The 13,591-nt window shown below is 68.3% G+C and carries 14 protein-coding genes; 5 read left to right on the forward strand and 9 right to left on the reverse strand.

Features of this window, described 5'->3' with window-relative positions:
• Positions 1–387: 387 nt before the first annotated feature.
• The gene (locus ACZ7L9_RS00005) at positions 388–1,029 is read right to left on the reverse strand and encodes a DNA-3-methyladenine glycosylase (protein ID WP_471411016.1); all 642 of its coding nucleotides are present in this window, start codon (positions 1,027–1,029) and stop codon (positions 388–390) included.
• A 73-nt stretch (positions 1,030–1,102) separates the two neighbouring features.
• On the opposite strand from ACZ7L9_RS00005, the gene ACZ7L9_RS00010 reads away from it, so the two are divergent.
• The 3 genes from ACZ7L9_RS00010 (at position 1,103) to ACZ7L9_RS00020 (ending at position 3,136) form a co-directional block, all read left to right on the forward strand.
• The gene (locus tag ACZ7L9_RS00010; protein ID WP_471411018.1) at positions 1,103–1,885 is read left to right on the forward strand and encodes a sporulation protein; all 783 of its coding nucleotides are present in this window, start codon (positions 1,103–1,105) and stop codon (positions 1,883–1,885) included.
• 53 nt (positions 1,886–1,938) lie between these two features.
• The gene (locus ACZ7L9_RS00015; RefSeq protein WP_471411020.1) at positions 1,939–2,469 is read left to right on the forward strand and encodes a YbhB/YbcL family Raf kinase inhibitor-like protein; all 531 of its coding nucleotides are present in this window, start codon (positions 1,939–1,941) and stop codon (positions 2,467–2,469) included.
• A 160-nt stretch (positions 2,470–2,629) separates the two neighbouring features.
• Positions 2,630–3,136, forward strand: a complete 507-nt coding sequence (locus ACZ7L9_RS00020) for an HNH endonuclease (RefSeq protein WP_093895792.1) — start codon at positions 2,630–2,632, stop codon at positions 3,134–3,136.
• A 92-nt stretch (positions 3,137–3,228) separates the two neighbouring features.
• Here ACZ7L9_RS00020 and ACZ7L9_RS00025 read toward each other — a convergent pair whose 3' ends face one another.
• From ACZ7L9_RS00025 to ACZ7L9_RS00040, 4 genes are all read right to left on the reverse strand, one after another.
• Positions 3,229–3,996 carry a sulfite exporter TauE/SafE family protein gene (locus tag ACZ7L9_RS00025; protein WP_471411022.1) on the reverse strand — a complete coding sequence of 256 codons (768 nt, stop codon included), beginning with the start codon at positions 3,994–3,996 and terminating at the stop codon, positions 3,229–3,231.
• 62 nt (positions 3,997–4,058) lie between these two features.
• The gene (locus ACZ7L9_RS00030) at positions 4,059–4,988 is read right to left on the reverse strand and encodes an SPFH domain-containing protein (RefSeq protein ID WP_471411024.1); all 930 of its coding nucleotides are present in this window, start codon (positions 4,986–4,988) and stop codon (positions 4,059–4,061) included.
• Positions 4,989–5,134: 146 nt separating this feature from the next.
• Positions 5,135–5,563, reverse strand: coding sequence for an NfeD family protein (locus tag ACZ7L9_RS00035; RefSeq protein WP_471411026.1), 429 nt, complete (start codon positions 5,561–5,563; stop codon positions 5,135–5,137).
• Positions 5,564–5,702: 139 nt separating this feature from the next.
• Positions 5,703–6,500 carry an ABC transporter ATP-binding protein gene (locus ACZ7L9_RS00040; protein WP_471411028.1) on the reverse strand — a complete coding sequence of 266 codons (798 nt, stop codon included), beginning with the start codon at positions 6,498–6,500 and terminating at the stop codon, positions 5,703–5,705.
• 143 nt (positions 6,501–6,643) lie between these two features.
• Here ACZ7L9_RS00040 and ACZ7L9_RS00045 point away from each other — a divergent pair, with 143 nt between their 5' ends.
• The gene (locus ACZ7L9_RS00045; protein WP_471411030.1) at positions 6,644–7,423 is read left to right on the forward strand and encodes a hypothetical protein; all 780 of its coding nucleotides are present in this window, start codon (positions 6,644–6,646) and stop codon (positions 7,421–7,423) included.
• 158 nt (positions 7,424–7,581) lie between these two features.
• Here ACZ7L9_RS00045 and ACZ7L9_RS00050 read toward each other — a convergent pair whose 3' ends face one another.
• From ACZ7L9_RS00050 to ACZ7L9_RS00060, 3 genes are read right to left on the reverse strand one after another with little or no spacing between them, the layout of a single operon-like run.
• A complete protein-coding gene (locus ACZ7L9_RS00050) occupies positions 7,582–7,797 on the reverse strand; it encodes a chaplin (protein WP_471412699.1) in 216 nt (71 codons plus the stop codon).
• Positions 7,798–7,833: 36 nt separating this feature from the next.
• Positions 7,834–8,478: a response regulator gene (locus ACZ7L9_RS00055; RefSeq protein ID WP_266745386.1), complete on the reverse strand. Its 645-nt coding sequence runs from the start codon at positions 8,476–8,478 to the stop codon at positions 7,834–7,836.
• Positions 8,471–9,616 (reverse strand): GAF domain-containing sensor histidine kinase, encoded by a 1,146-nt coding sequence (locus ACZ7L9_RS00060; RefSeq protein ID WP_471411032.1) that lies wholly within the window; start codon positions 9,614–9,616, stop codon positions 8,471–8,473. The genes ACZ7L9_RS00055 and ACZ7L9_RS00060 overlap by 8 nt, the downstream gene beginning before the upstream one ends.
• Before the next feature lie 540 nt (positions 9,617–10,156).
• Between ACZ7L9_RS00060 and ACZ7L9_RS00065 the strand changes: the two genes are divergently transcribed.
• Positions 10,157–10,891 carry a transglycosylase SLT domain-containing protein gene (locus tag ACZ7L9_RS00065; RefSeq protein WP_471411034.1) on the forward strand — a complete coding sequence of 245 codons (735 nt, stop codon included), beginning with the start codon at positions 10,157–10,159 and terminating at the stop codon, positions 10,889–10,891.
• Between the two features lie 111 nt (positions 10,892–11,002).
• On the opposite strand, the gene ACZ7L9_RS00070 is transcribed toward ACZ7L9_RS00065, so the two are convergent.
• The gene (locus ACZ7L9_RS00070; protein WP_471411036.1) at positions 11,003–13,591 is read right to left on the reverse strand and encodes an ABC transporter ATP-binding protein/permease; all 2,589 of its coding nucleotides are present in this window, start codon (positions 13,589–13,591) and stop codon (positions 11,003–11,005) included.

The following is a 13,591-nucleotide window of genomic DNA, read 5'->3' on the forward strand; positions in this document are numbered from 1 at the left end:
TGCGTTTCCGACTCTATCAGACTCTTTCGTGTCCGATTCCCGGTCGAAGCGGGGTCGCTTTCCAGTTCTTCGCTTTCGCGTTTCCCTTTCCGGCGGTTCCAACCTTACCAGACTCTATTTCGTTCCGTTTCCGGTTCGAATTTGAATTCTGGTGGCCCTTGGAATGGCCTCGCCTTTCGGCGCGTCCGCTACATTAACCGATTCTTCTGGCAACTCATAATCGAGTCGATGGGATCGAATTACGGCATGCCGAATTCGCACCCGCCAGGGTGATTCATAGGTAGTGGTTGGCCGCTTCCGGATGCTCGGGGCGGTCCTGTGGACCGTACCGACAGCAGTACCCGTTTCAAGCGGCTCGGGCTACATTAGGCGGCTCCCGAGAGCGAGTCAAGTTGCGCGGCGGCGTGGCGCATGGGCCTTGTAGGGGCTCACGGTGGGATCCTTGTCGATCCAGAAGCGCCAGGGGTGTACGGATCCGTCGCCGCCCACTCCGGTGCGCGGGCCGCTGCGTACCTGGTCGCGGGATGGTGGGGTGCCGTGCAGTACGACCAGCGGGGCGCCGGCGTGGGCGATGGTGTCGGTGCCGTTGAGTGCGCGGTCGATGCCGAGGGCCGTGGCCAGTCGCGCCGGGCCTTTGGCCAGTTCCTTGTCATTACGGGCCGAGATTCGACGTTTACGAGCGAGGTCCGCGCCGACCTGGATGTCTCCTGCACGGAGCAGAACACCGCTTGCCTTGCCCTCGGGGCCGCACACCAGGTTGAGGCAGTGCCACATCCCGTACGTGAAGTAGACGTACGCGTGGCCGGGTGGTCCGTACATGACGCTATTGCGTGAGGTGCGGCCTCTGAACGCGTGCGATCCGGGGTCGATCTCGCCTGCGTAGGCCTCCACCTCGGTGAGGCGGAGCTCGATGGGACCGTCGGGCGTGGTGCGTACCAGGGTCCGGCCCAGGAGGTCGGGTGCCACCTCCAGTACGGGGCGGTCGAAGAAGTCGCGTGTCAGTGGAGTACGGTCCGGGCCCTCGATCATGGCCTTCGAGGGTACCGGGAACCGTCTACGGTCGCGGTGCGTATCTAGGGGTCAGGACCAAGGAGGAGTAAAGATGGGCTTCAAGCGGCTGCTCGCGAGCATGGGTGCCGGCGGTGCTTCGGTGGAGACCGAGCTGACCGAACTCAATGTCGTACCGGGTGGGGTCGTCCAGGGTGAGGTGCGGATCCAGGGCGGGTCCGTGGATCAGCAGATCGAGGGGCTCTCCGTCGGTCTGCAGGCCCGGGTCGAGGTCGAGGGCCAGGACATGGAGACCAAGCAGGACATCGAGTTCACCAAGCTTCGGCTCGGTGGCGCGTTCGAGGCGCGGGCCGGTGCCGTGCACGTCGTCCCCTTCGGGCTCGAAATTCCGTGGGAGACGCCGATCACGATGTTCGCCGGTCAGCATCTGCACGGCATGAACATCGGGGTGACCACGGAGCTGGAGATCGCGCGGGCGCTGGACTCGGGCGATCTGGACCCGATCAATGTGCACCCGCTGCCGGCCCAGCAGGCCATCCTCGACGCCTTCGGGCAGCTCGGTTTCGGCTTCCGCAGTGCGGACATGGAGCGCGGCCACATTCGCGGTACGCGCCAGCGGCTGCCGTTCTACCAGGAGATCGAGTTCTTCCCGCCGCAGCAGTACCGCGGGCTTAACCAGGTCGAGCTGACGTTCGTCGCGGACGACCGCGAGATGGACGTCGTCCTGGAGATGGACAAGAAGTCGGGGCTCTTCAGCGAGGGCAGCGACTCGTACCGCGCGTTCAAGGTCGGGCTGAACGACTTCCACGGGACCGACTGGGCGGCGTACCTCAACCAGTGGCTCGCCCAGGTCGGCGGCCGGCGCAACTGGCTCTAGGGTCGGGTGGGAGACCTGCTGACAGCAGGAGAGCGATCAGGAGAGGTGCTGACGTGACCGAGCAGAAGAGGGCGCCACTGCCGCACGACTTCCATCCCGTGGTGCCGTCGTTCACGGTGGTGAGCGAGGACCTCGCCCCCGGGGCCGTGCTGGCGGACGACCAGGTGTTCGCGGCCGGGAACACGTCGCCGCAGCTGCGGTGGGAGGGGTTCCCGGACCGCGCCAAGAGTTTCGCAGTGACGTGTTTCGATCCCGATGCTCCGACGGGCAGCGGATTCTGGCACTGGGTGGTCTTCGACATCCCGGCGTCGGTCACGGAGTTGCCGGCCGGTGCGGGCAGCGGGAAGTTCGAAGGGCTGCCCGCCGGTGCCGTACAGGTCCGTAACGACTACGGGTCGAAGGAATTCGGCGGTGCCGCTCCGCCGGCCGGGGAGAAGCACCGCTATGTCTTCACCGTGTACGCGGTGGACACCGAGAAGCTGGGTGTCGACAGCGATGCGTCCCCCGCGGTCGTCGGATTCAATCTTCGGTTCCACACGCTGGGCCGTGCTCAGCTGATCGGCGAGTACACGGGCCCTGCCTAGTGCCCCTCCCGGCGAGCCGAGAGTTCGCCTGCTGTTTGCCCTGCCCTGGTCTTGGAGAGATCAGGGCAGGGCATTTTTATTGCGTTGTCCATCACAGCCTGCCCAGCCAGAGTTGATCCGGGCCTGCCAGGGGGCGGGTGGCACACGGGAGGTGGGCGAGATGCGGGACACGCTGGTACTGAACGCGAGCTTCGAGCCGCTGTCGACGGTGACACTGAACCGTGCGGTGGTGCTGATTCTGCAGGACAAGGCCGTCGTCGAGCAGTCGCACCCCGATCTCCGTATGCGTGGCGCCGCCGTCGACATTCCGGTGCCCCGGGTGATCAGGCTCTGCCGGTACGTACGGGTGCCGTTCCGAAGACAGGCCCCGTGGTCCAGAAGAGGCGTGCTGATCCGGGACCAGCACCGGTGCGCGTACTGCGGGCGGCGGGCGAGCACCGTCGACCATGTGGTGCCGCGTGCCCAGGGCGGGCAGGACACCTGGCTCAACACGGTGGCGTCCTGTGCGGAGGACAATCACCGCAAGGCGGCCCGGACGCCGGAGCAGGCGGGGATGCCCCTGCTGCGGCAGCCGTTCGTGCCGTCTCCGGCGGAGGCGATGCTGCTGGCTCTGGGGGCGGGTGAGCGGTCGGCGCTGCCGGAGTGGCTGGACCGCACCGCGGCCTAGTCGCCGTGGTGCGTGCGTGATCGACGTAATCGACGTACGCATGTTGTCGTACCGGAAGCCCGTCTCCTGCGGGGGGGGCGGGCTTCCGTGTGTCAGCGGAGCAGCAGTTGGACGATGGCGACCGTGCCGACGGCGACGACGAGGACGCGCAGGACGGTGGGGCTGAGGCGGCGGCCGACCTTGGCGCCGATCTGGCCGCCGAGTGCCGAGCCGACCGCGATCAGTACGACGGCCGTCCAGTCGAAGTCCGCGACGAAGAGGAAGAAGAGCGCGGCGACGCTGTTGACGATGGCAGCCAGGACGTTCTTGACGGCGTTGAGGCGCTGCATCGTGTCGTCGAGCAGCATGCCCATGAGGGAGAGGTAGATGATCCCCTGGGCGGCGGTGAAGTAGCCGCCGTAGACGCTGGCGAGCATCAGTCCGACGAAGAGGAGCGGGCCGCCGTCGGGGCGTGCGGGGGTGCCGTCGTGCTCGCGTCGGCGCTGGACCGCTTTGCTGATGCGGGGTTGCAGGATGACCAGGACGAGGGCCAGGGCCACCAGGATCGGGACGATCGTCTCGAAGGCCGTGGAGGGCAGGGTCAGCAGGAGGGCGGCGCCGGTGAGGCCGCCGATCAGGGCGCCGATGGCGAGCTTGAGGACGCGGCGGCCCTGCCCCGCGAGTTCCGCGCGATAGCCGATGGCGCCGCTGACGGAGCCGGGTATCAGGCCGAGGCCGTTGGAGACGGTGGCGGTGACCGGGGGCAGACCGGTGGCGAGCAGCACCGGGAAGGTGATCAGAGTGCCCGACCCGACGATCGTGTTGATCGTGCCGGCGCTGATGCCCGCGGCGAAGACGGCGAGCATCTCCCAGGTGGTCATGGCGAATCCCCCGTGCATGATCGGTGGTTGGTGCACTGATCATGCACGAGGGCGTGAACGCGTCAGTCGACCGGGGGCTGTTCCCGGCGTTCCTTGCCGGTGTCGAACCCTGGAACGCCGTTGCCGAGGTTGCCGAAGGCTCCGCTGAGGCCCTTGAGTGCGTCCCCGATCTCGCTGGGCACGATCCAGAGCTTGTTGGCGTCGCCCTCGGCGATCTTCGGAAGCATTTGGAGGTACTGGTACGAGAGGAGTTTCTGGTCCGGGTCGCCGGCGTGGATGGACTCGAAGACCGTACGGATGGCCTGGGCCTCGCCCTCCGCGCGCAGGGCGGCGGCCTTGGCGTCACCTTCGGCGCGCAGGATCGAGGACTGCTTCTCGCCCTCGGCGGTGAGGATCGCGGACTGCCGGGTTCCTTCGGCCTGGAGGATCGCGGCGCGCTTGTCGCGGTCGGCGCGCATCTGCTTCTCCATCGAGTCCTGGATGGAGGTGGGCGGTTCGATCGCCTTGAGCTCGACGCGGTTGACGCGGATGCCCCACTTGCCGGTCGCCTCGTCGAGGACTCCGCGCAGGGCGGCGTTGATCTCCTCGCGGGAGGTCAGGGTCCGCTCCAGGTCCATGCCGCCGATGATGTTGCGGAGGGTGGTGACGGTGAGCTGCTCGATCGCCTGGATGTAGCTGGCGACTTCGTAGGTCGCGGCCCTCGCGTCGGTCACCTGGTAATAGATGACCGTGTCGATGTTGACGACCAGGTTGTCCTGGGTGATCACCGGCTGGGGCGGGAAGGGCACGACCTGTTCACGGAGGTCGATGCGGTTCCTGATCGAGTCGATGAACGGAACGACGATGTTCAGGCCTGCGTTGAGCGTGCGGGTGTAGCGGCCGAAGCGCTCCACGATGGCGGCGCTGGCCTGCGGAATGACCTGGATCGTCTTGATCAGGGCGATGAAGACGAGCACCACCAGAATGATCAGGACGATGATGATCGGTTGCATCGTGTTCCTCGTTGCCCTTCGGTTGCCGACGGATCGCGATGATCGAGATCGTGGGAGGGGCCGTATGTTCGTGCCGGGTCGGTCCCGATCTCATGATCATCGACATCGAGTCTGACAGAACGTGCTCTGTCGTGTGGGTGGTTCGGTCACATGACGACTGCTGTGGCACCGTCGATCTCTACGACATCGACCTGTTGGCCCGGATCGAAGCTCCGGTCTGCGTCGAGTGCGCGGGCGGACCAGATCTCTCCGGCCAGCTTGATCCGGCCGCCACTGCCGTCGACGCGTTCCAGGACGACTGCCTGACGTCCTTTCAGCGCATCGATACCGGTGGCGAGTTGGGGCCGGTTGGCACGGTGTCTGGCGGCGATCGGCCGGACCGCGGCGATGAGCGCCACGGAGACCACGACGAATACCAGTACTTGGGCCACGATGCCGCCGCCGAGTGCCGCGACGACCGCCGCGGCGACCGCTCCGACGGCGAACATGCCGAACTCGGGCATCGCGGTCAGGACGAGCGGGATGCCCAGTCCCACCGCGCCGATCAGCCACCACACCCACGCATCGATGTCCACGTGGTCATGGTAGGACCGCGGGTGCCCTCGCGGACAGGGCGCAGGCGGAGGTCGCGCCGGACAGGTTCCGGTCGGAGGGGTTCCGGTCGGAGAGGTTTCGTTCTGCCGGACCGGTTCCGTTCGTCGGACCGGTTCTGGTTCAGGAGAGCGGGAGTCCGTGGGCCGTGTAGCGGTCGCCGGTGTGCTCGACGACGAGCGGCAGGCCGAAGCAGAGAGAGAGGTTGCGGGAGCTGAGCTCGGTCTCCATGGGGCCCGCCGCGAGCACCTTGCCCTGGCGGATCATCAGGACGTGGGTGAAGCCGGGGGCGATCTCCTCGACGTGGTGGGTGACCATGATCATGGAGGGGGCGTACGGGTCGCGGGCCAGGCGGCCGAGGCGGCGGACCAGGTCCTCACGGCCCCCGAGGTCGAGTCCCGCGGCCGGCTCGTCGAGAAGCAGCAGCTCGGGATCGGTCATCATGGCGCGGGCGATGAGGGTGCGCTTGCGCTCGCCCTCGGACAGGGTGCCGAACTTGCGGTCGAGGTACTCGGTCATGCCGAGGCGGTCGAGGAAGGCGCGGGCGCGCTCCTCGTCGACGGCTTCGTAGTTCTCGTGCCAGGTGGCGGTCATGCCGTAGGCGGCGGTGAGCACCGTCTGCAGAACGGTCTGGCGCCTGGGCAGCTTCTCGGCCATGGCAATGCCCGCGATACCGATGCGGGGGCGGAGATCGAAGACATCGGTGCCGACGCCCCCGAGTTGCTCGCCGAGGATCTTGGCGGTACCGGTGCTCGGGAAGAGGTAGCTGGACGCGATGTTGAGGAGGGTGGTCTTACCGGCGCCGTTCGGGCCGAGGATGACCCAGCGCTCCCCCTCCTTGACCTGCCAGGAGACGTCGTCCACCAGAGCACGTCCGTCGCGGACCACGGATACGTCCACCAGCTCCAGTACATCGCTCATGGCGCGTTGTCTCCCCATGCAGTGTCGAGATCGTCGCGTGCCTGTGGGCACAGCTCCCAGGGAAATCTACGCCACCGCAGGATTGCTTCAGGCGCTGGGCCCGCATGAGGACAGGCCCCTGGTCCGTTCCCTAGGCTGTTCCCATGCTTTCGGAACCACGCTCAGGGCTGCTGGCCGCTTGGGGAAACGCGCTTCTGGCGGGGCTTGTGTCGCCGGACGACGCGGCGCTCGCCATTGTCGGGGAGGACGCGGTGCACCGCGTGGAGGGACTGCCGGGCGAAGCGGGGCCGGTCGGGCTCACGCTGGCGCTCGGGCGGTTGCGGGCGCTGGGGGTGGCCGGCTTCCGGGTCGCGCTGCCGGCCCCCGGGCATCCGCTGGGGCTGAGCGGTCCACCGGACTTCAATGCGCGGGCGTTGGAGGCCGAGGAGGCGGTGGTCGCGTTCGGTGCGCCGTACGGGCTGGTTCCCGAGGTCCATGCGGTGGGGCCGGAGGGAGATCTGCACGTCGAGGTGGTGTGGCACTGTCTGCCCGTGCGGGAGGCGCCGCCGGCCGATGTGCCGTCGCTGGGTGAGGCGGAGCGGGAGCTCGCCGAGGCGTTGCGCGATGCGACGGCGGTGCTGTCGCGGTTGGATGTGGCGGGTTCCGGGCCGGTGGCGGAGGCGGCGGTGGATGCGTACCGGGCGCGGACGGAGCGGGGGCGCGAGGTGCTGGCGCCGGGGTATCCGCCGCGGGCGGTGCGGGTGCTGGAGCTGGCGCAGCGGGTCGGGCTGCTGATCTCGGTAGCGTACGAGAACGGGCACGGCGGGGCCGTGAGCGCATCGGAGATCGCGGCTCGGGGGGAGGCGCTGAGGCCGGTGGAGCGGGTGGCTCGGCGGGCCCAGGTTGCCGCGTACAACGCGTATGTGGAGGAGAGGGAGCGGTAGGCCCTGGGCGGCCGGCTAGCGCTTGTGCCCGGGCGTACCGAGTGCCGCTTTGTCCTCAATCGCCGGACGGGCTTGAGGGTGCCGGGGTGAGCGTGCGCGTGCGGGTCGCCGGACGGGCTCGATGCGCCCGGCCGGCGCCACAAAACCGCCGTGGTCGGTCAGCCGTTCAGGCCGACGTTGCCGAAGGCCGGGTTGAGCAGGCCGATCACGTTGACGGTGTTGCCGACCAGGTTCACCGGGACGTGCACCGGGACCTGGACGACGTTGCCGCTGACCACGCCCGGGGAGTGGGTCGCGGCACCCTGGGCGTCGGCGCCGTGTCCGGTGGCAGAGGCCGCGCCGTCACCGGCGGCGATGATTCCACCGGTATGAATCCCAGTTCGGAGTGAGACGGTCCGCTTCGGTACCGGTCAGCCCGCCGCCCCGTGCCGGACGGCCCAGAGGGCCGCCTGGGTCCGGTCCGAGAGATCCAGCTTCATCAGAATGTTCGAGACGTGTGTCTTGACGGTCTTCTCGGAGAGGACCAGGGCTCGCGCGATCTCGCGGTTGGAGCGGCCGTCGGCGATGAGGCCCAGCACTTCCCGCTCCCGTTCGGTGAGGGTGCTCCCCCGGCCCGTGCCGCTGCCCGCGTCGTCCTGGGCGAGCAGGGCTCCCGCGACCTCCGGCTGGAGCAGGACGTGACCGGCGTACACCGAGCGGATGGCGCCCGCCAGGGCGTCCGGGTCGACGTCCTTGTATACGTAACCGGAGGCTCCGGCCCGCAGGGCGGGGACCACGGTGCGCTGTTCGGTGAAGCTGGTGACGATGAGGACCTTGGCCGGGTTCTCCAGCTCGCGGAGCTTGCGCAGGGCCTCGATCCCGTCCGTGCCGGGCATCTTGATGTCCATCAGGACGACGTCGGGACGGAGTTCCTCGGTCCTGGCCACCCCTTCCGCCCCGTCGGACGCCTCACCGACCACTTCTATGTCGTCCTGCACCTCGAGGAACGTACGCAGACCGCGGCGGACCACCTGGTGGTCATCGACCAGCAGCACCCTGATGATCTTGTCAGCCACCGGGTACCTCCATCTCGATCGTGGTGCCCTTGCCGGGCGCCGATTCAACGGTGAGCCTTCCGCCGACCCCGCTCGCGCGGTCCCGCATCGACACCAGGCCCAGGTGGCGGCCTGCCTGCCGGGTCGCCGCGGGTTCGAAACCGCTGCCGTCGTCGGTGATCCGCAGCAGTGTGCCGCCGCCGTGCCGGGCCAGTGTGACGCCGACATGCTCGGCGCCCGAGTGGCGCAGTGCGTTGTGCAGGGCCTCCTGGGAGACCCGGAGCAGCGCCTCTTCCTGAGCGGCCGGCAGGGCCCGTACGCCCAGGCTCTCGAAGGTGACCCGGGCCGAGTGGGCACGGTCCAGGACCTGGATCTGGGTGCGGAGGGTGGCGATGAGGCCGTCCTCGTCGAGCGCGGCCGGACGCAGTTCGACGACGGCGGCGCGCAGTTCCTCCACGGCCTCCGCGGCGAGCGCGGCGACCTGGTGGAGCTCGCCCTTGGCGCGGGCCGGGTCGCGGTCGATCAGAGTGGTGGCGGCCTGGGCCGTCAGCCGCAACGAGAACAGCTTCTGGCTGACCGCGTCGTGCAGTTCATGGGCGAGCCGGGAGCGCTCCTCGGCGATGGTGAGCTCCCGGCTGCGTTCGTACAGCCGGGCATTGGTGAGGGCGATCGCCGCATGCTGGGCGAGGATCGACAGCAACTCCTCGTCCTCGGCGGTGAAACCGCAGCTGCCCTCTGGTTTGGGACACCGCTTGTTGGCGAGGAAGAGTGCGCCGATGATCTCGTCGCCGTCCCGGACGGGCAGGCCGAGGAAATCGGACATGTCGGGGTGGGCGGCGGGCCAGCCCTCGAAGCGGGGGTCCTTGCGGACATCGGCGAGGCGCTCGGGCTTCGCCTCGTGGAGCATCGCGGCGAGGATGCCGTGCTGCCGGGGCAGGGGGCCGATGGCCTTCCACTGCTCGTCGCTGACGCCGTCGACGACGAACTGGGCGAAGCCGCCGTGGTCGTCGGGCACGCCCAGGGCGGCGTACTCGGCGTCCAGCAGTTCGCGGGCCGAGGCGACGATCGTCTTCAGGACGTCGCGCACTTCGAGATGCCGGCTCATGGCGAGCAGCGCGGCACTCACCGCTGCGAGGCCCGACGGAGGGCGATGACTCATGGCCTCACCGTACCGGCGGGGTGCGGGCGCCGTATCGGCCTGTGGACGGCCGCTGACTAGGGCGCACGGACTAGGGCCGGGGTCGGGTACGGCGAGGTCCGGCCTGGACCGGTACGGGTTCTACCGCGGTCCGGTACGGGGTTCGGCCCGGTCCGGTACGGGGCACGGTGCGGAGGCCGGGGCCTGCCGGGCCAAGGGGAAGGACGTCCATCCACCTCCCGAGAACCGGAGTCTCACACTCCGAATTGCTCGAGCAACCGTTGGTGAGTTTGTTGCCTGGTCTATGTGAGGCCGGGCATAGGACCCACGTCACTTACGAAGTCGGCTAGTCGATGGTTAAGTGCCACATCGGTGAGCATGAGCGCGAGCCGCCGCTTACGAGCAGAGGCGTGATCCACTACCCGGCATCGTACGTCACACCTTTGCCACGCCATTTTGCCGACGCTAAGAATTGCACTCGTCCCCGACGGAGAGGCGACATCACCGCCTCCCGTCTTCGTCCTCCGTGAGGACTCCCGCGATTCGAAGAGGTACGTCTGCATGTCCGAGTCCAGCATCCCCGGCCGTCGCCGTCGCCTGAACAAGGCCCAGAAGCTCTCCGTCGCGGGTATCTCCGCCGTCGCCGTCGCCTCGCTCTCGTTCTCGCTCGTCCCCGCCAATGCCGAAGGCAAGCCCAAGGCCCAGACGCCCGAGGCCGCCGCCCCCGTGGTTCTCACTTCGGCCGCCGGCACTCCGCAGGCCAAGGCACTGCAGGCCAGCCTCATCGAGCAGAACTCGACCGCCGAGCAGCTGGTGAAGGCCTCCGACCTCGCGAGGGCCAAGAAGGCCGCCGCGGTCGAGGCGAAGGTGCAGGCCGCCGCGGAGGTCAAGGCCGCCGCCGCTGCCAAGGCCTCCGCCGAGAAGCGCACCGGCACGCAGGCCGCCAGCCGTTCCGAGGTCCGTACCCCGGTCTACGCCAACAACCTGGACGGCTGGATCCGGCAGGCCCTGGACATCATGAAGTCGCGCGGTATCCCCGGCTCGTACGACGGTCTGCACCGCAACATCATTCGGGAGTCCTCCGGCAACCCGAACGCGGTCAACGGCTGGGACATCAACGCCAAGAACGGCACCCCCTCCCGCGGTCTGCTGCAGGTCATCCAGCCGACGTTCAACGCCTACCACGTCTCCGGCACCTCGTGGAACATCCACGACCCGGTCGCCAACATCACCGCCGCGGCCAACTACGCCGCCGACCGGTACGGCTCGATCGACAACGTCAACAGCGCGTACTGATCGAGTCCGGATATCCACGGACGACTTACGGATCCGCATGCGCATACGCCGAAGGGCGGCACCCCGCGCGGGGTGCCGCCCTTCGGCGTATGCGCATGCGGGTGTCCGCGCCTACTTGCGCATGACCTCCGGCTCGTGGCGGCGCAGCAGTCGCGAGACGACGACGCCGCAGATGATGCCGAGCAGCAGAAGCACCGAGATGTTGATGCCCCACTGACCGGCCGAGTGTTCCCACAGCGGGTCCAGGTCGGTCGGATTCTTCTGGTCCCACGGCGCCATGAGGTGCGACAGGTCGAGCGTCGTGCCCGCGCCGGCGATGGCCCAGCGGGACGGCATCAGCCAGGCGAACTGCTCCAGGCCGGGCGACCCGTACACCTGGAAGAGGATGCCGGTGAAGACGACCTGGACAATAGCGAACATGACCAGCAGCGGCATGGTCTTCTCGGCGGTCTTCACCAGTGAGGAGATGACCAGGCCGAACATCATCGAGGTGAAGCCGAGCGCGATGATCGTCACGCAGAGCTCGACGGCCGGCGGCATGATCAGGCCCTCTGCGGGCAGCTCGCGGGTGGCGAAGCCGATGCCGCAGATGATGACGCCCTGGATGGCCGTGATCACGCCGAGGACGATCACCTTCGACATCAGGTAGGCGGAGCGGGAGAGACCGGTGGCCCGTTCCCGCTCGTAGATGACGCGTTCCTTGATCAGTTCTCGTACGGAGTTGGCCGCACCGGAGAAGCACATGCCGACCGCGAGGATCAGCATGATCGTTCCGGCGGCTCCGTTGAACCGGGACGGCGGCTTCGGCGGGGCCAGGCCGAAGTCGGCGGGGATGACCACACTCACTACGCCCAGCACGGCGGGCAGGGCCACCATCAGGCCCATGAAGCCCTTGTCGGACGCGATCACCGAGATGTAGCGGCGCATCAGTGTGAACAGCTGAGCCGTCCAGCTCTGTGGCTTCGGCGGGCGGATCTGCTGCGGGTGCGGCATGTGTACGGACTGCACGGCGACGGCGTCGATGTCCGCGGCGTACATCTGGTAGTGCTGCGAACCGCGCCAGCGGCCCGCCCAGTCGTAGTCGCGGTAGTTCTCGAACGCGGAGAAGACATCGGCCCAGGTGGTGTAGCCGAAGAAGTTGAGCGCTTCCTCCGGCGGGCCGAAGTAGGCGACGGAACCGCCCGGCGCCATGACGAGCAGCTTGTCGCAGATCGCCAGCTCGGCAACGGAGTGGGTGACGACGAGGACCGTACGGCCGTCGTCGGCCAGGCCGCGCAGCAGCTGCATGACATCGCGGTCCATGCCCGGGTCGAGGCCGGAGGTCGGCTCGTCCAGGAAGATCAGCGACGGCTTGGTGAGCAGCTCCAGGGCCACGGAGACACGCTTGCGCTGGCCGCCGGAGAGGGAGGTGACCTTCTTGTCCTTATGGATGTCGAGCTTGAGCTCGGCGAGGACTTCGAGGATCCGGGCCTCGCGCTCGGCCTCGGTGGTGTCCGCGGGGAAGCGGAGCTTGGCCGCGTACTTGAGGGCCTTGGTGACGGTGAGTTCCTTGTGCAGGATGTCGTCCTGCGGGACCAGACCGATGCGCTGGCGCAGCTCGGCGAACTGCTTGTACAGGTTCCGGTTGTCGTAGAGGACGTCGCCCTGGTTGGCGGGCCGGTAGCCGGTGAGTGCCTTGAGCAGGGTGGACTTGCCGGAGCCGGACGGGCCGATGACCGCGATGAGCGACTTCTCCGGGACGCCGAAGGAGACGTCCTTGAGGATCTGCTTACCGCCGTCGACCGTCACCGTGAGGTGGCGGGCGGAGAAGGAGACCTCACCGGTGTCGACGAACTCTTCGAGCCGGTCGCCGACCAGGCGGAACGTCGAGTGACCGACGCCGACGATGTCGTGCGGGCCGATGAGCGCGGAGCCGGACTTGGAAAGCGGCTGACCGTTGACGTAGGTGCCGTTGTGGGATCCGAGGTCACGGATCTCGAAACGGCCGTCGGGGGTCGCGTGGAACTCGGCGTGGTGGCGCGAGACCTGGAGGTCGGAGACGACGAGTTCGTTCTCCAGCGCACGACCGATGCGCATGACGCGGTCGAGGGCCAGCTGGTGGAACGTGGTCGGGCTGCGGTCGCCGTACACCGACGGTGCCCCCGCGGCACCGCCCGCGCCGGGTGTACCGGGTGTATTCGCCACGCCCTGCTGGTGCGGGACCTGGGGCTGCTGAGACTGCGCGGGCTGCTGCGGCTGGGCCTGGGGCGGATTCTGCCAGCCCTGCTGGTGCGGCTGCGGCTGCTGTGGAATGGGGGCGGCCTGCTGGCCGGGCCAACCCGCGCCACCCTGCTGGGGCTGCTGGACGGGGGCCTGCTGCGCATCCGCGCCCTGCCCGCTGTACACGTCGGCACCCGCAGCGGCGCTGATGCTCAGCCGCGGTCCGTCAGTGGCGTTGCCGAGGTGCACGGCGGAGCCGGGCCCTATCTCAAGCTGATGGATTCGCCGGCCCTGCACATAGGTGCCATTGGTGCTGCCGTGGTCCTCGATGAACCAACTGTGGCCCCCCCAGCTGATCGTGGCATGCCGCCACGACACCCTGGCGTCGTCGAGCGTCAGGTCGCCCTGCGGATCACGCCCCAGGGTGTACGACCTGGACGGATCGAGCGTCCAGGTCCTGCCATTCAATTCCAGTACGAGTTCCGGCACTCCGCGCCCCAC

The sequence above is a fragment of the Streptomyces sp. NPDC111516 genome (assembly GCF_055635345.1).